Source organism: Azonexus sp., assembly GCF_036170495.1.
In the GTDB taxonomy this organism is placed as follows: Bacteria; Pseudomonadota; Gammaproteobacteria; order Burkholderiales; family Rhodocyclaceae; genus Azonexus.
This window is the reverse complement of record NZ_JAVHPH010000167.1, coordinates 1-20,214: the sequence shown is the minus strand read 5'-3', so window position 1 is coordinate 20,214 and position 20,214 is coordinate 1. Positions and strand designations below refer to the sequence as shown.

At 62.6% G+C, this 20,214-nt stretch carries 15 protein-coding genes; 4 read left to right on the top strand and 11 right to left on the bottom strand.

Annotation, left to right across the window (positions count from 1 at the left end; translation table 11 throughout):
• Positions 1–191: cell division topological specificity factor MinE (minE, locus tag ADADOO_RS05355; protein ID WP_511275652.1), on the top strand; the 191-nt coding region annotated here is incomplete at its 5' end.
• Between the two features lie 40 nt (positions 192–231).
• Positions 232–1,245, top strand: coding sequence for an ATP-dependent Clp protease ATP-binding subunit ClpX (gene clpX / locus ADADOO_RS05350; protein WP_511275650.1), 1,014 nt, complete (start codon positions 232–234; stop codon positions 1,243–1,245).
• Positions 1,246–1,266: 21 nt separating this feature from the next.
• Here clpX and ADADOO_RS05345 read toward each other — a convergent pair whose 3' ends face one another.
• The 8 genes from ADADOO_RS05345 to ADADOO_RS05310 form a co-directional block, all read right to left on the bottom strand.
• Positions 1,267–4,320, bottom strand: coding sequence for a bacteriohemerythrin (locus tag ADADOO_RS05345; protein ID WP_511275648.1), 3,054 nt, complete (start codon positions 4,318–4,320; stop codon positions 1,267–1,269).
• A gap of 213 nt (positions 4,321–4,533) precedes the next feature.
• On the bottom strand, positions 4,534–6,201 hold the full coding sequence (locus ADADOO_RS05340; RefSeq protein ID WP_511275646.1) for a cation acetate symporter: 1,668 nt from the start codon (positions 6,199–6,201) through the stop codon (positions 4,534–4,536).
• Positions 6,198–6,512: a DUF485 domain-containing protein gene (locus ADADOO_RS05335; RefSeq protein WP_511275644.1), complete on the bottom strand. Its 315-nt coding sequence runs from the start codon at positions 6,510–6,512 to the stop codon at positions 6,198–6,200. Before ADADOO_RS05335 ends, ADADOO_RS05340 begins: the two co-directional genes overlap by 4 nt.
• 101 nt (positions 6,513–6,613) lie before the next feature.
• A complete protein-coding gene (locus ADADOO_RS05330) occupies positions 6,614–8,251 on the bottom strand; it encodes an electron transfer flavoprotein-ubiquinone oxidoreductase (RefSeq protein ID WP_511275642.1) in 1,638 nt (545 codons plus the stop codon).
• A gap of 159 nt (positions 8,252–8,410) precedes the next feature.
• On the bottom strand, positions 8,411–10,189 hold the full coding sequence (locus ADADOO_RS05325) for an acyl-CoA dehydrogenase C-terminal domain-containing protein (RefSeq protein WP_511275641.1): 1,779 nt from the start codon (positions 10,187–10,189) through the stop codon (positions 8,411–8,413).
• Between the two features lie 23 nt (positions 10,190–10,212).
• Positions 10,213–11,142: an electron transfer flavoprotein subunit alpha/FixB family protein gene (locus tag ADADOO_RS05320; protein ID WP_511275639.1), complete on the bottom strand. Its 930-nt coding sequence runs from the start codon at positions 11,140–11,142 to the stop codon at positions 10,213–10,215.
• Entirely contained in the window at positions 11,143–11,895 is a 753-nt protein-coding gene (locus ADADOO_RS05315; RefSeq protein WP_511275637.1) for an electron transfer flavoprotein subunit beta/FixA family protein, read from the bottom strand.
• A 67-nt stretch (positions 11,896–11,962) separates the two neighbouring features.
• On the bottom strand, positions 11,963–13,600 hold the full coding sequence (locus tag ADADOO_RS05310) for an acyl-CoA synthetase (RefSeq protein ID WP_511275636.1): 1,638 nt from the start codon (positions 13,598–13,600) through the stop codon (positions 11,963–11,965).
• 161 nt (positions 13,601–13,761) lie between these two features.
• On the opposite strand from ADADOO_RS05310, the gene ADADOO_RS05305 reads away from it, so the two are divergent.
• Complete coding sequence (locus tag ADADOO_RS05305) at positions 13,762–15,777, top strand: PAS-domain containing protein (protein ID WP_511275634.1); 2,016 nt, start codon at positions 13,762–13,764, stop codon at positions 15,775–15,777.
• Positions 15,774–16,496: a response regulator gene (locus ADADOO_RS05300; protein ID WP_511275632.1), complete on the top strand. Its 723-nt coding sequence runs from the start codon at positions 15,774–15,776 to the stop codon at positions 16,494–16,496. Before ADADOO_RS05305 ends, ADADOO_RS05300 begins: the two co-directional genes overlap by 4 nt.
• A 618-nt stretch (positions 16,497–17,114) precedes the next feature.
• On the opposite strand, the gene fusA is transcribed toward ADADOO_RS05300, so the two are convergent.
• The 3 genes from fusA to ADADOO_RS05285 form a co-directional block, all read right to left on the bottom strand.
• On the bottom strand, positions 17,115–19,166 hold the full coding sequence (gene fusA, locus ADADOO_RS05295) for an elongation factor G (protein ID WP_511275631.1): 2,052 nt from the start codon (positions 19,164–19,166) through the stop codon (positions 17,115–17,117).
• Positions 19,167–19,244: 78 nt separating this feature from the next.
• A complete protein-coding gene (locus ADADOO_RS05290) occupies positions 19,245–19,559 on the bottom strand; it encodes a hypothetical protein (protein ID WP_511275629.1) in 315 nt (104 codons plus the stop codon).
• Positions 19,559–20,214: DapH/DapD/GlmU-related protein (locus tag ADADOO_RS05285; protein ID WP_511275628.1), on the bottom strand; the 656-nt coding region annotated here is incomplete at its 5' end. The genes ADADOO_RS05285 and ADADOO_RS05290, both read right to left, overlap by 1 nt.

The window sequence follows — 20,214 nt, the reverse complement described above, 5'->3', positions numbered from 1 at the left end:
AACTGATCATCGCCCACGAACGCGATGGCGGCGGCAGCAGCGCCAATTTCCTGCCTGACCTGCAACGCGAGCTGATCGCCGTGATCTCGAAGTACGTCAAGGTGAATACCGAGGACATCCGCGTTTCGCTCGAAAAACAGGGCAATTACGAAGTTCTCGAAGTCAATATCGTCCTTCCCGAAAAGGGCTGAGAGGGCTAGCATCGGGGCATTCCGCCACGAGGATGCCCCGATGTCCAGCCAGCTCAAACCCAGCGAAATCGTCCGCCAGCTTTCCGAGCACGTCATCGGTCAGGAAGAAGCCAAACGCACGCTGGCCGTTGCCATTTATGCCCACTTCCGGCGCATGGCGGCGAATGCGGCGGTCGACAGCGTCGAACTGACCAAAAGCAACATCCTGCTCATCGGCCCGACCGGCACCGGCAAGACCCTGCTCTGCGAAACGCTGGCCCGCATTCTCGACGTGCCGTTCGTCACCGCCGACGCCACCTCGCTGGCCCAGACGCAGTTTGTCGGCGACGAGATCGAGGCCATCCTGCATCGCCTGCTCGATCGCGCCGATGGCGACCTTGAGCGTGCCCAGCGCGGCATTGTCTTCGTCGATGAGGTCGACAAGCTCAAGGCCATCGGCGGCCAGGCCCGCGCCACCTCGGGCGAAAGCGTCCAGCACGCCCTGCTCAAGATCATGGAAGGCGCGCCGGTGCGGCTCAAGGACGGGCGCCACATCGACACGACGAACGTCCTGTTCATCTGCGGCGGCGCCTTCGTCGGGCTCGATCACATCCTGACCCGGACACACACCTTCGGCTTCATTTCGACCGCCGGCGGCGACGACCAAAAAATCCTCGAACGCCTCAACGCCCGGGTCAAACCGACTGACCTGCTCGAATTCGGCCTGATCCCCGAATTCGCCGGCCGCCTGCCCATCGTCACCCGCCTGCACGACCTGACGCAGGACATGCTGATCCGCATCCTGACCGAGCCGAAGAACGCCCTTTACCGCCAGTTCCGCGCCATGCTGGCGGCCGACGGCGTGGACCTCCAGATCGCCCCCGACGTCTTCCGCCAGATGGCCGAGCTGGCCATCGAGTACAAGGCCGGGGCGCGCAGCCTGCGCGGCATTTTCGAGGAAATGATGACCGACGTCATGTACGCCGTGCCGGACAACCCGGCCATCCGCCGCGTCGTCATCCGCTCGCTGTTCGAGCGCGCCGAGATGGCTACGGTCAACCCGGAAAAAGGCTGAAAAATGAAATGCGCCGGCTGATCAGCCGGACTTTTCCAGCCACTTGAGCAGAGTCACGAAGAGCACATCCGGGTCAACCGGCTTGGCAATGAAGTCGCTCATGCCGGCGACCATGCAGCGCTGCCGGTCATCGCTGAAGGCATTGGCGGTCATGGCGATGATCGGCGTCTGGCCGTACGCCGCCAACTGGCGGATCCGCCGCGTCGCCTCGAGGCCGTCCATCTGCGGCATCTGCATGTCCATGAGCACAATATCGTAGGCCTGGTCGGCGGCGGCAGCGACGGCCTCAACACCGTCGTTGGCCACATCGACGACGAGGCCGACATCTTCGAGCAACAGGCGGGCAATTTCCTGATTGATCGGTTCGTCTTCAACGAGCAAAACGCGGCGACCCGCGAAATTGTCCCGCAGCATCGCCTCGGCATCCGCCGGCAAGGCTTCTTCCAGGGGCCGACTGGCCGAGCAGAAACGCTTGAGCCGGGCCGTAAACCAGAAGGTGCTGCCCTGCCCCGGGATGCTTTCGGCCCCGGCGTCACCCAGCATCAACTCGGCAATTTTCCGCGTAATAGCCAGGCCCAGACCGGTTCCGCCGTACTTGCGCGTCGTCGAATTGTCCGCCTGCTCGAAAGCCGAAAAGAGCCTGGGCATGGCTTCGGGAGGGATACCAATCCCGCTGTCCCGCACTTCGATACGGATCAGCACGTCATCCGGCGTCGATTCGACGATCCGGCAGCCGAGCTCGATCTGGCCCGCATCGGTAAATTTCACGGCGTTCGACAGGTAGTTCAGCACGGCCTGCTGGAGCCGAGTCTGATCGCCGCGCAGCGGCAGATTCGGGACATGACTGACCAGCAAGGCGACATTCTTGGCCTGGGCCGCGTCGTGCACCATCGTCGCAGCGTTGTCGAGAACGGCATTGAGGTCGATGGCGACGTCTTCCAGTTCGAGCTTGTCGGCGTCGATTTTCGAGAGGTCGAGCACGGCATTGATGATTTCCAGCAGATGCTGGCCGGCTGCATCGATTTTTTCGAGGCGACAGTCCTGCTCCGCCGTCACACCGGAACGGCGCAGCAGGTGCACCATGCCACTGATGGCGTTGAGGGGCGTGCGGATCTCGTGCGACATGTTGGCGATGAACGAACTTTTGGCTTTATTGGCCGCCTCCGCCTTTTCGCGCTGAGCCCGGGCGCGCAGGCCGATGATGCCAAAGCTCAGGTTGGACGCCAGCTCCTCCAGCAAGCTGACCTCGTCGGGCCCGAAGGCATGGGCTTCGCTGGCATAGACGCACAAGCCGCCGAGGACGCTTTCGCCGTGCTTGAGCGGCAGCGCGATGGCAGCCTGGTAGCCTTGCCGGATAGCGGCAAGTCGCCAGGGCTCCTGTCGGTTATTGGCCAGCAGCTCCTGGTTGATTTGCGGCTGTCCGCAACGGATCGCCCGGGCCGTCGGCCCCTCGGCGTAGATGCTGCGGCCATCCCAGGAAATTCGCGCCTTCTCCAGATAGCCAGCTTGGCAACCCGACTGCGCCACCGGGCGAACGGTTTTTGCCGCATCCTGTTCGCTATAGCCGACCCAGGCGCTCATGTAGCCGCCGGTGTTGACGATCAAACGACAGACATCGTTCAAAAGCCGCATCTCGCTGTCGTTTCTGACCAGCGCCAGGTTGCACTCGCTGAGCAGACGCAAGGCCCGATTGAGCCGGTTTTGTTCGTACAGCGACTTTTTCCGCTCGGAAATGTCGGTATGGATGCCGATCATGCGCAGCGGGCGGTTCTCGGCATCCCGCTCGACCACCTCGCCGACCGACTGGATCCAGATCCAGTCGCCGGCAGCGGTCTGCCGACGGTACTCCATGGTCTGCGCCCCGGGGAGCTTGAGGCAGCGGTCGAATTGCTGCTTGAGCGCCGCCACGTCGTCGGGGTGAATGTGGTCCAGCCAGTTGACCAGGCTGCTGGTGAAATCACCGCTCGCCTGGCCGAGCATGCGCGGATAGTTCGAGCTGACGGCGACTGCCCCCGTCCGCAGATCGAGGTCGAACCAGGCCTGATTGGCCGCGTGCAGCGCCAGCCGTAGCCGTTCTTCGCTTTGCTTGAGCGCCTCGACGCCGACTTTGCGCGCCGTGATGTCGTCGTAGATGCCGAGGACGCCAATGATCTCGTTGTTGCCGCCCTTGAGAGGCACCTTGGATGAACGCAGCCAGATGGTTTTCCCGTCCGGCGTCGTCTGCGGCTCTTCGTAGTTGAGCTTGGAGATGCCGGATTCGATGACCTGACGGTCATCGGCACGATACAGGTCGGCTTCGGGCGCCCAGCCCATTTCATAGTCGCTGCGGCCGATCAATTCCGGCGGCGACGCCTTGCCGGCATCCCTGGCGAAAACGGGATTACAACCCAGGTAATTGAGGTCGCGATCTTTCCAGAAGATGCGCACCGGCACGTTGTCCACGACCGTCTGCAGCAGGCTTTGCGATGACTCCAGCGCGGCCTTGGCCTCGTTGAGGGACATCTCGGCCTGGCGGTGCTCGGCCAGTTCGCGCATCAGGCGCAAGGTGTTGTTGGACAAGGTGCCGTAGATGGACAGGATAATGTCGATCAGCGTCCGCGTCGTCCCGCCCATCTGTTCCCTAGCCTGCTCTTTCGCGGCATCAACGGACAATCCGCCCTGGATGGCGAGAACGGTATAGGCCATGTAGCGGTCGGTCTCGAGAATGTGCGAGGCCAGCCAGCGAGCGAGAAAGCCGAGCGTCTCTTCGGCTACTTCCAGCCAGGGCCGGGAGGCCAATCCCTGACGCATGCGCACGACGTCATCGACAAAGGAAGCATGGGTCTGGCGATGCGTTATTTCGCCCACGTCGTCGAGCAGATATGCGCGCCAGATCGCCTCTTCCGACTCGAAATGGTAGACCGCGTATTCCGCCAGCGCGTCGAACAGGCGATCGAGCATGAGTTCATCGGCTTGGAAGGCGACATGGCCGGCCAGATCATTGAGCAGGCGGACCAGCTTGCGATGCTGAGCATCAATTGTCGGCAGCCCGGTATTGAAGTTGTCATCCCAAGGAAAAATGTCGATTGAATTCATCCAGGAAAACTCCGGAGGGGTAACAAAAAAGCGGTCTGTGGATTGATCGACGCCATCGGTCGATTCTAATCCCAGGTTCAGGCGGGGTGGTGATGCGGTAGGGCTCATCGATGCATCGTCAGTCGCCGCCAGCACAACAAAAAAAGGGGCCCGAAGGCCCCGAAAGGAATGAGACGGCGGGACTGTTCTCCCGTATCTCACCCGCAGAGTGACTTAGTGGGCGTGCGCCCCGGCAGCGCCGAGCCCGGTCTGGGCGCGGATGTACTGCTCTTCGAAGGCGTCGGCTTCGCTGCTGGCACGGGCGCTCTTGTCGGTGACCGAACCCAGCCAGGTGACGAAGAAAGCCATCGTCATCGAGATGATGGCCGGGTGGTCGTAGGGGAAGATGGCCTGGGCGTTGCCCAGCACCTTGACCCAGACGGCTGGCGACAGAATGACCAGGGTGACGGCGGAAAGCAGGCCGGCAATGCCGCCCCACAGGGCGCCGCGGGTGGTCAGGCCCTTCCAGTACATGGACAGGATGAGGATGGGGAAATTGACCGAAGCGGCGACGCCGAAGGTCAACGCGACCAGGAAGGCGATGTTCTGATCGCGGAAGAGCAGGCCGAGCAGGATGGCGACGAGGCCGATACCAACCGAGGCGATCTTGGTGACGCGCATTTCCTGGGCGCTGGTCGCCTGGTTCTTCTTGATGACGCGGGCGTAGAGGTCGTGGGCGATGGCCGAAGCGCCAGCCAGGGCCAGGCCGGAAACAACGGCGAGGATGGTGGCGAAGGCGACAGCCGACAGGAAGCCGAGGAAAACGTCACCGCCGACAGCCTTGGCCAGGTGCATGACCGGCATGTTGCCACCACCGATCAGCTTGCCGCCGATGATGCCGCCTTCGAAGAACTGCGGGTCCTGGCCGACGATGACGATCGATGACACGCCGAGGATGATCACGACGAGGAAGAAGAAACCGATGAAGCCGGTGGCGTAGAACACCGATTTGCGGGCTTCCTTGGCGTTCGGCACGGTGAAGAAGCGCATCATGATGTGCGGCAGGCCGGCCGTACCGAAGAGCAGGGCCAGCGATAGCGACACGGCGGAGACCGGATCAGCCATCAGCGAACCCGGGGCCATGATCTTGAGGCCGGACTTGTGGGCGGCGACGGCCTGGGTGAACAGGTTGTCGAAGGAAAAATCGAAGCGGCTGAAGGCGAGCAGCATCAGCGTCGTGCCGCCGCCGAGCAGGAGGCCGGCCTTGATGATCTGTACCCAGGTCGTCGCCGTCATGCCACCGAAGGTGACGTAAACCATCATGAGCAGGCCAACGCAGATCACGGCGTAGGTGTAATCCAGGCCAAAGAGCAGCTGGATGAGCTGGCCGGCACCGACCATCTGGACGATGAGGTAGAAGCACACCACGGTCAACGAACCAAAAGCGGCAAAAGTGCGGATACGGCTCTGGTCGAGGCGATAGGAGGCGATGTCGGCAAAGGTGAATTTGCCGAGATTGCGCAGCCGTTCGGCCATCAGGAAAAGGATGATCGGCCAGCCGACAAAGAAGCTGATGGTGTAGATGAAACCGTCGAAGCCCTTGGCGTAAACCAGCGAGGTCAGGCCGAGCAGGGTCGCCGCCGACATGTAGTCGCCAGCGATCGCCAGGCCGTTCTGGAAGCCGGTGATGCCGCCGCCGGCGGTGTAGAAGTCGGCCGTCGACTTGTTCCGCTTGGAAGCCCAGTAGGTGATGCCGAGGGTGAACAGCACGAAGACCAGGAACATGGCGATGGCGCTGACGTTGATCGGCTGTTTCTGCACGCCTTCCAGCGCGCCGGGAGCGGCGATGGCGGCAAAAGCGAGCAGACAGCCGGCGATGAGTGCGATAAGCGAGCGCTTCATTTGGCGGACTCCCTGAGGATCTGCTCGTTGAGCGCATCGAATTCGCCATTGGCACGGCTGATGTAGATGCCGGTGGTCAGCCAGGAGCCGACGACGAGGACGACACCGATCGGCCAGCCGAGGGTGATGATGTTGCCCTCGCTGATCGGCTGGGCAAGCCAGGCCGGGTTGAAGGCGGTGATCATCATGAAGCTGTAGTACGGCACCAGCACGACGAGTGAAAGAATGATCGCAAAGCGCGTGCGCTTGCCGACCATTTCGGCAAATTTCGGATTGCTCCGGATTCTTGCCTGGATATTGGGTTGAGACATGATCCCTCCTGAATTGATGGATAGTTGATACGGCTGTGCTGTTCTCGTTTTTGTGTTTTTTTCCGGTTGACCGTAGCAATGCCCGGCCCCCTCGGCATCGACTACATGTTTGGATAGTTCGGCCCACCGCCACCTTCCGGCACCGTCCAGTTGATGTTCTGGGTCGGGTCCTTGATGTCGCAAGTCTTGCAATGCAGGCAGTTCTGCCCGTTGATCTGCAGGCGCGGCTGGCCCTCCTCCTCGCCGAGGATTTCGTACACCCCGGCCGGGCAGTAACGCGTTTCCGGCGAGCCGTACTGGGCGTAATTGACGCTGATGGCGACGCTCTCGTCCTTGAGGCGCAGGTGCGTTGGCTGGTTTTCCTCGTGGTTGGTGGCCGAAAGGAAGACCGAGGACAGGCGGTCGAAAGTCAGTTGGCCGTCCGGCTTCGGATAGGCAATCTTCGGATGGCTGTTCTTGTCGCCGAGCTGGGTGTGATCGTCGTGGTGATGCAGGGTCCACGGCGCCTTGCCCTTGAAGACGTAGGTATCGATGGCGCCGTAAGCCAGCGCACCCCACAGGCCCCACTTGAAGGCCGGGCGGATGTTGCGGACTTGATAGAGCTCGTCCCACAGCCACGATTTCTTGATCTGCTCGGCGTACTCGGTGGCTTCCGTGCCGGCGTTGTCCTTGGCCAGATGTTCGAATACCGCTTCAGCGGCGACCATGCCCGACTTCATCGCCATGTGCGTGCCCTTGATCTTCGGCACGTTGAGGAAACCGGCCGTGTCGCCGATGAGCAGGCCGCCCGGGAAGGTCAGCTTGGGCACCGACTGGTAGCCGCCTTCGGACAGCGCGCGGGCGCCGTAGGAAATTCGCCGGCCGCCTTCGAAGAAGCCGCGGATGGCCGGATGCATCTTGTAACGCTGGAATTCCTCGTAGGGCGACAGCCAGGGATTCTGGTAGTCGAGACCGACCACCATGCCGATGGCGACGAGGTTGTTTTCCAGGTGATAAAGGAAAGAGCCGCCGTAGGTGTCCGATTGCAGCGGCCAGCCGACGGTGTGCACGATCAGCCCCGGCTGGTGCTTGGCCGGATCGATTTCCCAGAGCTCCTTGATGCCGATGCCATAGGTTTGCGGATCGACGCCGTCGCGCAGATTGAATCGGGCGAACAGTTCCTTGGTCAGCGAACCGCGGCAGCCTTCGGCGAAGATGGTCTGCTTGGCGTGCAGTTCCATGCCCGGCTGGAAGTTGTGGCCGGGCTGGCCATCCTTGCCGATCCCAAGATCGCCGGTGGCGACGCCCTTGACCGAACCATCCTCGTGATAAAGCACTTCGGCGGCAGCGAAACCCGGGTAAATTTCGACGCCGAGCGCCTCGGCCTGCTCGCCGAGCCAGCGGGCCAGATTGCCCAGGCTGATGATGTAGTTCCCGTGGTTGCCCATCTGCGGCGGCGTCGGCAGTTTGTACGAGCCGCTTTCCGTCAGATAGAGCAGCCTGTCTTCACCGGCCGGCGTATTGAGCGGTGCGCCGCGATCCTGCCAGTCGGGGAAGAGTTCGGCCAAGGCATGCGGTTCGAGCACGGCGCCGGACAGGATGTGGGCGCCGATTTCCGAGCCCTTTTCGAGCAGGCAAACCGAGACTTCCTTGCCGGCCTGCTCGGCCAGTTGCTTGATGCGGATCGCCGACGACAGCCCCGCAGGGCCGCCGCCGATGATCACGACATCGTATTCCATCGCATCACGATCGGTGCGCATGTGATTTCCTTTACGAATTTCTCCCTCCCCTTTATGTCCCGCAGGGACGGTATCCCTTGGGATAAGGGGAGGGCCGGGGTGGGGATGGGTCTCTTGGAGCCGCAGTCTTGCGAACCCATCCCCCACCCAACCTCCCCCTTGAAGGGGGAGGAGCCTTTTTCAGAACAGGTTTTCAGGCAAGGCGAATACCGACTCTGCTCCGCCGGTCATTTCAGCCGAGTAGGCCGCGGCGAACGGCAGCTGGTGGGCGGCGAAGTAGTTGGCCGTGGCCAGCTTGGCCTGGTAGAAGTCGTCGGTCGTGCCGGCGGCGATGTGGCGGACGGCGATGGCTGCCGACTTGGCCATCAGCCAGCCGCCGACGACAATACCGGTCAGCTTGAGGAAAGGCACCGAGCCGGCATGGACTGCCTGCGGATTGCTTTCGTAGTGGGCGACGATCCAGTCTGCTGCGGTCGACAGGGCTTTGCTGCCGTTTTTCAGATGGGCGGCAATGCCGGCCAGCTGGGCATTCCCGGCGAAGACTTCGGCATCGGCCGTCATTTCAGCAATCAGCGCCTTCATGGCGGCGCCCGGCACCTTTTCACGGGCCAGCTTGCGGCCGACCAGATCATTCGCCTGAATGGCGGTCGTGCCTTCGTAGATGGTCGTGATGCGCGAATCGCGGTAGTACTGGGCCGCACCGGTTTCTTCGACGAAACCGACGCCACCGAAAACCTGCAGCGCGGTCGACGACAGCTCGACGCCCTGCTCCGTGCTCCAGCCCTTGACGACCGGGGTCAGCAAGTCGACGCGGGACTGGGCAGCGGCATTGCCGGCATGGGCGCGGTCGATGTTGGCAGCAGTGTAGTAGGCCAGCGTGCGCATGGCTTCGGTACGCGACTTGATGTCCATGAGCATGCGGCGGACATCGGGGTGATGCAGGATGGTCTTCTTGACGCCAGATTTATCGCCAACCGGGGCGCCTTGGACACGCTCGCGGGCGTACCACAGCGCGTGCTGGTAGGCGCGCTCGGCGATACCGACGCCTTCCAGGCCGACATTGACGCGGGCGTGGTTCATCATCGTGAACATGTAGCCGATGCCCTTGTTCTCGTCGCCGATCAGGTAGCCGACGGCCCCTTCGTTCTCGCCGTAGGACATGACGGCGGTCGGGCTGCCGTGGATGCCGAGCTTGTGTTCGATGGAAGCGCAGATCAGGTCATTGCGCTTGCCGAGCGAGCCGTCATCGTTGACCAGGAATTTCGGCACGAGGAAGAGCGAAATGCCCTTCAGTCCCGGCGGCGCATCCGGCAGACGGGCCAGCACGAGGTGAATGATGTTCTCGGCGACGTCATGCTCGCCCCAGGTGATGAAGATCTTGGTGCCGCTGATCAGGAAAGTGCCGTCGCCGACGGCCTTGGCCTTGCTCGAAATGGCGGCCAGATCGGAACCGGCATTCGGCTCGGTCAGGTTCATGGTGCCGGTCCACGTGCCTTCGATCATCTTCGGCAGGTATTTCTGCTTGAGTTCGTCGGAAGCGTGGTGGGCGATGGCTTCGATAGCACCGCCGGTCAGCATCGGACACAGGCCGAAGGCCATGTTGGCGCCCTTCCACATTTCATTGACGGCCATCGAAACGACGGCCGGCAAACCCTGGCCGCCGAATTCCGGCGAGAAGGGCATGGAGTTCCAGCCGGTTTCGGCAAACAGCTTGTAGGCTTCCTTGAAGCCGGGCGCCGTGGTGACGACGCCGTCCTTGCAGACGTGACCGGTGCGGTCGCCAACGCTGTTGATCGGGTCGAGAACGCCGGTAGCGAACTTGGAGGCTTCGTCGAGGATGGACTCGACGAGATCGACCGAACATTCCTCGTTACCCGGCAGGGCGCAGATGTCTGAGAGGCCGGCCACTTCGTTGAGGACGAACTGCATGTCGCGAATCGGGGCGATATAGGTGCTCATGGGTTTATCTCCGTGTTTCTTGTTTAGACGGCGGCGACGAGGGCCGGAATGGTTTCGAACAGGTCAGCGACGAGCCCGTAATCCGCCACCTGAAAGATCGGCGCATCCGGATCCTTGTTGATGGCGACGATGACTTTCGATTCCTTCATGCCGGCCAGATGCTGGATGGCCCCCGAGATGCCGACGGCGAGGTAAAGCTGCGGCGCGACGATCTTGCCGGTCTGGCCGACCTGGTAGTCGTTCGGCACGAAGCCGGCATCGACGGCGGCACGGCTGGCACCGAGGGCGGCACCGAGCTTGTCGGCAAGGGGTTCGAGCAGGGTGTGGTAGTTCTCGCCACTGCCCAGACCACGACCACCGGAAACGATGATCTGGGCCGCACCGAGTTCGGGACGCTCGGACTTGGTCAGTTCGCGGTTGGTCAAGGTGCTTTGGGTGGTGTCGGCGGCCGGGCTGATGCTTTCGATTTTTGCCGCATTTTCCCGGTTGACCGCATCAAAGGCCGTGGTGCGCACAGTGATGACTTTGACGCTGTCGGCGCTCTTGACGGTGGCCAGGGCGTTGCCGGCGTAGATCGGACGCACGAAGGTGTCGGCTGATTCGACGCCGGTGATTTCGGAGATTTGCGCAACATCGAGCAGTGCGGCGATTCGGGGGGCGAGGTTCTTGCCGAAGGTAGTGGCCGGGGCGAGGATGTGGCTGTAGCCACCGGCGTTGGCGATGATCAGCGCCGTGAGGTTCTCGGCGGTCTGGCTTTGGTAGTGGGCAGCGTCAGCAACTTTGACGAGGCTCACTCCTTGCAGCGTGGCAGCTTCCTGGGCGGCGGCCTGGCAGTTGCTGCCGGCGACGAGAACGTGGATGTCGCCCCCGATCTTTTGGGCGGCGGCAACGGTGTTGAGGGTGGCGGCCTTGAGGGCCTGATGGTCGTGTTCGGCGATGACGAGAATGGTCATTTAGATCACCTTGGCTTCGTTCTTGAGTTTGTTGACGAGTTCGGCGACGTCGGCAACCCGGATGCCGGCGGAACGTTTGGCCGGTTCGGCGACCTTGAGGGTGGTCAGGCGCGGGGTGACGTCGATGCCAAGGTCAGCCGGCTTGACGGTGTCGAGCGGCTTTTTCTTGGCTTTCATGATGTTGGGGAGCGTGGCGTAGCGCGGTTCGTTGAGGCGCAGGTCGGTGGAGACGACGGCCGGAAGACTGATCTCAAGGGTTTCGAGGCCGCCGTCGATTTCGCGGGTGACCGTCGCTTTGCCGTTGGCGATGACAACCCTGGAGGCGAAGGTGGCTTGCGGCCAGGCTTGCAGGGCGGCGAGCATCTGCCCGGTCTGGTTGGCGTCGTCGTCGATGGCTTGTTTGCCGCAGATGACGAGTTGCGGGGCTTCCTTGTCGCAGAGGGCCTTCAAGAGCTTGGCGACGGCCAGCGGCTGGATTTCCGTATCGCCACAGTCGACGAGGATGCCGCGGTCGGCACCGATGGCCATGGCGGTGCGCAGGGTTTCCTGGCAGGCGGCGACGCCGCAGCTGACGGCGATGACTTCGCTGGCGATGCCGGCTTCCTTGAGGCGGACGGCTTCTTCGATGGCGATTTCGTCGAAGGGGTTCATGCTCATTTTGACGTTGGCCAGGTCTACACCGGTGCCATCGGCCTTGACGCGGACTTTGACGTTGTAATCAACGACTCGTTTGACGGGGACGAGAATTTTCATGGGAATGTCTCCTGCTTTTTTGTAAAAAGCCCTGCCGGCGGTGAGCTCGGCAGGGAAAACGCAAGAATTACTCGATGGCCAGCGCCGAATTGGCGTGCTGGCGCAGGACGTATTTCTGGATCTTGCCGGTCGAGGTCTTCGGCAATTCGCCGAACACCACCTGCTTGGGCACCTTGAAACGGGCCAGGTGGGCGCGGCAATGCTCGATCATCTCCGCCTCGGTGCAGCTCGCATCGGCCTTGAGTTCGACAAAGGCGGCCGGCACCTCGCCCCACTTCTCGTCGGGCTTGGCGACAACAGCGGCGGCAACGACCGCCGGGTGGCGGTAGAGCACGTCCTCGACTTCGAGCGACGAAATGTTCTCGCCGCCCGAGATGATGATGTCCTTCGAGCGATCCTTGATCTTGACGTAGCCGTCGCTATGCACGACCGCCAGGTCGCCGGTATGGAACCAGCCGCCCTCGAAAGCCTCTGCGGTCGCCTTCGGGTTCTTGAGGTAGCCCTTCATGACCAGGTTGCCCTTGAACATGATTTCGCCCATCGTCTCGCCATCCCAGGGCACCGGCTCCATGCTCACGGTGTCACGGACCTCGATGCCTTCCTGCATGTGGTAGCGGACGCCCTGGCGGCCGTTGCGGGCAGCGCGCAGATCGATCGGCAGGCGATCCCACTCCGGGTGCTTGGCGCAGACGGCGGCCGGGCCGTAGGTTTCGGTCAGGCCGTAAACGTGGGTGATGTTGAAGCCCATCTTCTCGCAGCCTTCGATGATCGCGGCCGGCGGCGCAGCGCCGGCGATCAGGCCATTGACCTGATGTTCGATGCCCTCCTTGAGCACATCGGGCGAGTTGATCATCATGCCCCAGACGATCGGGGCGCCGCACATGTGGCTGACCTTGTGCGCCTTGATCAGGTTGAAGATCAGGGCCGGATCGACCTTGCGCAGGCAGACGCTGGTCCCGGCGTTGGCGGCCAGCGTCCACGGGAAGCACCAGCCGTTGCAGTGGAACATCGGCAGGGTCCACAGATAGACCGAATGCGGCGGCATGCCCCAGGAAATGATGTTCGAGGCGGCGTTGAGGTAGGCGCCGCGATGGTGATAGACGACGCCCTTCGGATTGCCGGTGGTACCCGAGGTGTAGTTGAGCGCGATAGCGTCCCATTCGTTATCGGGCAGGCTCCACTTGAAATCGGCGTCACCTTCCAGCAGGAAGTCTTCGTAGCTCTTTTCACCGAGCGACTCGCCACCGGCAAATTCCGGGTCGAGGCTGTCGATAACCAGCGGCTTCGGCCCGTCGAGCAGGGCCAGCGCGGCCTTGACGATGGCCGAGAACTCGGGGTCGGTGATCAACACCTTGGCTTCGCCGTGAGCCAGCATGAAGGCAATGGCTTCGGCATCAAGGCGGGTGTTCAGCGTATTGAGGACGGCGCCGGTCATCGGCACGCCGAAATGGCATTCGAACATCGAAGCCGTATTGGGCAGCATGGCAGCGACGGTATCGCCCTTGCCGATGCCGCGATTTTTCAGGGCAGAAGCCAACTGGCGGCTACGGTCGTAGCTTTCCTTCCAGGTGTATTGACGCGCCCCCTGAATGACCGAAATACGTTTCGGGTAAACGAAGGCGGAGCGCTCGATGAAGCTGAGCGGGGACAGTGCGACGAAATTGGCCGGATTTTGCTCCAGCCCGACGGAATACGGGTTAACCAAGATTTATCTCCTCACGATTTTCTTGCCGAGTGCTGTTCTCGTAAGCGCAAGTTTTTTTATTGATCGTGAGAATGGCAAAACACTCTTGCACAACTATTGGCAGAATGTAACGAATCGTTACACCCCGAAATCCACCGGCCACGCTGCACTAGAATCGACCGATGCCGCTCGAAACCGCCTCGTCCCCCAGCTCCCCGCGCCACGACATGTTGCAGGCCGGGCTGGACCTGCTCGACCAGGGCATCACGGTTTTCGATGCCAATCTTTGCCTCGTCGCCTGGAACCGCCCTTTCCTCGAGCTGCTCGAATTTCCCGATGAACTGGCCTACATCGGCGCCCCTTTTTCCGGCTTCATTCGCTACAACGCCGAGCGCGGCGAATACGGCCCGGGCGACAGCGCGGCGCAGATTGCCGAGCGGGTCGCCGCGGCGAGAGATTTTGCCCCGCACGTCACCGAACGCCAGCGCCCGAATGGCCGCGTCTTGCTCCTGCGCGGCGAACCGCTGGCCAACAAGGGTTTCGTCACGCTCTACAGCGACGTCACCGAGCAGCGCTATATCGAGCACCTGACCGAGCACCAGAACATCCAGCTCGATGAGCGGGTGCGGCGGCGCACTGCCCAGCTCGAAAACGCCAATGCCAACCTGCGCCGGGCCAGCGAGGAAAACGAACGCATCGCCGCCGCCCTCCGGCGCAGCGAAGAACGCCTGCGCCTGATCAACGACACCATTCCCATCCTGATCGGCTACGTGGACCACAACGAGGTCTATCAGTACGCCAACAAGGGCTATTCCGACTGGTACGGCCACCCCGAAGGCAGCGTTACCGGGCGCGCCGTGCTCGACGTCATCGGGCCGCACGTCTATAGCCAGGTGCGCGATTCGGTCAGACGGGCGCTGGCCGGCCAGCAGGTGACTTACGAATACCAAATGGAACGCCAGGGGCAAACCGTCTTCGCGCGCAGCACGCTGGTGCCGGAAGTCACGGTCGACGGGAAAAATCTTGGATTTTTCGTTTTTTCGCATGAGATTACCGAGCAGAAACGCATGCAGGCCGCCCTCGTCCAGGCCCAGAAAATGGAGGCCATCGGCCAGCTGACCGGCGGCCTGGCCCACGATTTCAACAACCTGCTCACCGTCATCATCGGCAACCTGGCCGCCCTGCAGGATCACCGCCCGGACGACGCCGGGGTCAATGAATTCGTCGAACCGGCGCTGCAGTCGGCGCGGCGCGGCGTGCAGCTGATCAAGCGCCTGCTCACCTTCTCGCGCCAGCAGCCGCTCGAACCGCAAGCCGTCGACATCGGCCAGCTCATCGTCAACCTCGGCAAACTGGTCCGCCGCTCGCTGCCCGAGACGATTGCCGTGTCGACCGATCTCGGCGGCATGACGCTGCACGCGCTGGTCGACCCCGGCCAGCTCGAAAGCGCCCTGCTCAACTTCGCCCTGAACGCCCGCGACGCGATGCCGCAAGGCGGCCGGCTGCACTTCGCAGCGCGCGCCATCGAACTGTCCACCGATGCCGCCGCCTTCGATGTCAGCCCGGGCCGCTACGCCCTGATCGAAGTTGCCGACAACGGTTGCGGCATGGATGCCGCGACCCTGGCCCGCGCCTGCGAACCTTTTTTCACGACCAAGCGCCTCGGCCTGGGCAGCGGCCTCGGGCTGGCCATGGCCTACGGTTTCGCCAAACAGTCGGGCGGCGGCGTGTCGATTCAAAGCCAGCCGGAACAAGGCACGACTGTGCTCATGGTCCTGCCGCTGGCGGCGCCGGAACCCGATGTCGACGCGCCCGGCGACGATGCCGCGCCGCCCGCCGGCGGCGAACTGGTCCTGCTCGTCGAGGATGAACCCAACGTCCGCCGCGTCGTCCGCCAGCAACTGATCGACCTCGGCCACCCGGTCATCGAGGCCGAGGACAGCGTCCAGGCACTGACCATGATCGAGCAGATTCCCGACATCGCCATCGTCGTCAGCGACGTCATCATGCCCGGCGACCTCGACGGCCGGCAGCTGGCCGACCGCGTGCGGCGCAATCGCCCGGAAATGCGCATCGTGCTGATGAGCGGCTACACCGACGAGGCCGGGGTCGGCAGCGACCTGCCGGTCCTCGCCAAACCCTTCGTCCGCCAGGACCTGGCCCGCGCCTTGCGCGCCGCCGATAAAGAAAAACCATGAAAGACAACGAACCCGCCAAGCTCATCGCCATCGTCGAGGACGACCCGGATGTCGCGAAAATCATCGAGCAGGTGCTCGCCGACTTCGGCTTTCACACTGTCTGGTGCCGCAGCGCCGGCGACCTGCTGCGCCGCCTGCGCGCGCTGGCCCCCGACCTGTGCATCATCGACCTCGGCCTGCCCGACATGGACGGCCTCGAAGCCATGCAGCGCGTCCGTGCCCAGTCCGGCTGCGGCATCCTGATCCTGACTGGGCGCGCCCATGTCAGCGACCGCGTCATGGGCCTCGAACTCGGCGCCGACGACTACGTGCTCAAACCGTTCGAGCCGCGCGAACTGGTCGCCCGCGTGCGCAGCATCGTGCGCCGCCGCGAAGGCAGCGAAACGCAAGCCCGCCAGATCGCCGAGTTTTCCGGCTGGCGCTTCAACCTTGGCAACAACACATTGACCACGCCGAACGGCGACGAGCACGCGCTGAGCACGGCAGAAACCGAGCTGCTCAAGGTTTTCGTCAATAACCCGAACCGCATCCTGCAACGCGAAAAACTCATGGGCATCCGCGACCTGGCACCCACCGACCGCGCCATCGACGTGCGCATTTCACGCCTGCGCCGCAAGCTCGAACCCGACCCGCAGAGTCCAGCTTTCATCAAGACGGTGTATGGGGCTGGCTACCTGTTTCTGGCGACGGTTAACTGGTCGGGTGAGGGTGCGGCTTAATTAACCGGGGTTCCGCCCTCGGGATGTGGGCGCCTCTTCGTAAGCGGTGGTTTCCGCGCTTGAGGCGCGGGCGTACTTTCTTCTTGCTTCGCCCAGAAGAAAGTAGCCAAAGAAGAAGGCGACCCTGGGTCGGTGCCGGCTGCGCCGGTTCCCTGCGCCACTCGGTTCTGGCGGGGGCGGCGGAACTCGGGCTTCGCCCTCAGACAGTCCTCGCCCTTTATCCGCCAGCCCCTGCGTTGCTCGGCACCTCTCAAGGGGCCCGGTAAGGCGTCCACGCTGAACCAGTGGATTTCATTTTTTGGCTTTTTTCCCGGTTGACCGTAGGAATACCAATTCAGGTCACGCCGGTTGAGCCCGGACGCCTTTCGGGCCCCCATGAGAGGCGCTGAGCAACGCAGGGATGCCGGGGGCAGTCGGCTGGCGTTGTTTGAGCCGAAGGCGAGTTTAGCCAGCCGCCCGGCATTCCGAGTAGCGCAAGGAACCCGAAGGGCGCCGACCTTGGGGTCGCCTTTTCTTTGGCTACTTTCTTTTGGCGAAGCAAAAGAAAGTACGCCCGCCAGCAAGGCGGAAACCCAAGCTAATTAAACGGGAACCCCTCCCGCCCCCGGGCCCAAACCCTCACTCATCCTCATCATGCAACTGGAACTTGCTCGCCAGTTGCTGCTGAACATTCGGCGGCACGGGGGCGTAACGGGCAAACTCAATCGTGTAGCTGCCCTGGCCGCCGGTCAGCGACTTGAGCCGCGACTGATAGTCGTTAAGCTCGGCCAGCGGCACCTCGCCGGAAATCGCCGACATGCCGCGGCCACGGCCATCGGTGCCGGTGATATGGCCGCGCCGGCTGGACAGGTCGCCGGTCAGGTCACCGATGGCGGTTTCCGGGACGACGATCTCGATGCTGACGATCGGTTCGAGGACGATCGGCTTGGCGCCGCGAATCGCGTCGATGACGGCCTTGCGCCCGGCCATCGTGAAGGCGACTTCCTTGCCGTCGACGGCGTGGGTCTTGCCGTCGAAAACGGTGACTTTGAGGTCGTCGACCGCATAGCCGGCGACGACGCCGCCTTCCAGCCCCTGGCGGACGCCCTTTTCGACAGCCGCCATGAAGACGCCGGGAATGACGCCGCCCTTGACCGCATCGACGAACTCGAAGCCTTCGCCGCGGCCCTTTGGCTCGATGCGCAGATGCACTTCGCCGAATTGGCCGGCGCCGCCTGACTGCTTTTTGTGCCGGTACATTGCCTCGGCCGGCGCGGTGATGGTTTCGCAGTACGGAATGCGCGGCGGCTTGGTATCGACGTCGAGCTTGTACTGACCGGCCATGCGGGCGAGCTTCGACTTCAGATGAATCTCGCCGAGGCCGCGGATGACGGTTTCGTTGCTGGTCGGATGGCGCTCGACAACGAAGGTCGGGTCCTCCGTAGCCAGCTTGGCAAGAATGTCGAAGAGACGCTGCTCGTCGCCCTTCTTCCTGGTTTCGACGGCCAGCCCGGCCATCGGCTTGGGAAATTCGAGCGGCACGAGGTGGATGCGATCCTCGTCATGCGAATCGTGCAGCACGCAGTCGAAATCGATTTCGTCGATCTTGGCGATGGCACCGATGTCGCCCGGCAGCAGTTCATCGACTTCGATGCTCTCCTTGCCCTGCAACTGATAAAGATGCCCGACCTTGATCGGCCGCTTGCTGTCGCCGACGAAGAGTTGCATGTCCTTTTTCAACGTCCCCTGATGGACGCGGAAAACGCCGATCTTGCCCAGGAAGGGATCGGCCACCACCTTGAAAACGTGGGCCAGCACATGCTTGGCAGCATTGGGCTCGGCCTGGAACGGCTCACGCATGTCGCCCGGCTCGCCCTTGTAGAAAGGCGGCGCATTGCCTTCGGCCGGGCTCGGCGCGAGCGTGGCCAGAACGTGCAGCAGTTCCTTGATGCCGGCGCCAGTCTTGGCCGAGGCAAACAGGATGGGAATCAGATGGCCTTCGCGCAAGGCCTTCTCAAACGGCGCATGCAAGGCCGTCGCGCTCGGATCGGCGCCATCGTCGAGATACTGGGCGAGGAGGTTTTCATCTTCCTCGACAACCTGGTCGATCAACGCCCGGTGCGCTGCGGCAACCGACTCAAAATCGGCGTCGCCAGCGGTGTGGTCGATCACTTCAACGACATCGGCTGCACCGTGAGCCGGCAGATCGAGCAGCATGCACTGCTTGCCGAAGCGTTGTCGAAGATCGGCGACGAGACCCGGCAGATCGAGGTTTTCGGCATCAATCTTGTTGATGACGATCATTCGGCACAGCTTGCGCTCGGCGGCGTAGCGCATCATGCGCTCGGTCATCAGTTCGACGCCGGTCTGGGCGTTGACGACGATCAGGGCGGTATCGACACCGGCCAGCGCAGCGATGGCCTGGCCGGAAAAATCCGGGTAGCCCGGGGTATCGATCAGGTGAATATGGGTGTTTTCGTAGCCGAAATTGACGATGGCAGAGGTCAGGGAATGACCCGCCTCTTTCTCCTGAGCGTCGGCGTCGGCAACGGTATTGCCTTTCTCTACGCTGCCCTTGGTATGGATGGCACCGGTCGCAAACAGCAAGGCCTCGGCCAGACTGGTCTTGCCGGCGGCACCATGGCCGACCAATGCAATGGAACGAAGCGCCTCGGTGGTGTATTTGGACATCATCTTCTCCCTGAGCTTATGAAAATTTCACGAAAAATCAGTTCACTTTGATGCCAGCGTCCAAAGCCTCAGGATCGACTAATTGCGATAGAGGCCACTGGCCGCCATGCGATCGACAAAGTGCGGGCCGAAGCCGTAAAGCAAGGCGATGGCTACGACAAAAAGCAGTACCCCGAAAATCAGCTGCTTGCCCGGCTTGGCAAATTCCGACCAGTGCGTGCCGGCAAACCAGATCGGGCCAACGATGGGCAGGACCAGTGTCGGCAGCCAGTTTTTCCAGCCGAAGGCGAAGGCAGCCGGCACCGTGCCGAAGTAGCCGACCAGGAGCAGCGAGCCGCCGACCGCGATCAGAATGGCGATGGCAAACATGAAAGCGGTGAACCAGAAATCCATTATTTTTTTACCTTTTGGGGACGTTGCCAGCCGGCTAGTGTCATCTGCTTGGCGCGCGATACGGTTAACGCATCCGGCGGTGCATTTTTGGTCAGCGTCGTGCCGGCGCCGAGCGTGGCGCCGCGACCAACCGTCACCGGCGCCACGAGTTGGGTATCGGAGCCGATGAAAACATCATCCTCGATGATCGTCTTGAACTTGTTGGCGCCGTCGTAATTGCAAGTGATCGTGCCGGCGCCGACGTTCACGCGCTGACCGATTTCAGCGTCGCCGATGTAGGCCAGGTGATTGGCCTTCGACTGGGCGCCAATGATGCTCTTCTTGACCTCGACAAAGTTGCCGATATGCACCTCCGGCCCAAGTTCGGTGCCGGGACGCAAGCGGGCGTAGGGGCCAAGCACGCCGTCCGGCCCGATCACCGCCGCCTCGAAATGGCAGAAGGCGGCGATGCGCGTACCGGCGCCGACCTTGACGTTCTTCAACACGCAGTAGGGGCCGACCTCGACGGCATCGGCCAGCTCAACCGTGCCTTCGAAAACGCAGCCGACATCGATCGCCACATCGCGGCCATGGCTCAGGACACCGCGAATGTCGATGCGCGCCGGATCGGCCAGACGCACGCCGGCGACGAGCAATTGATCGGCCAGGTTGCGCT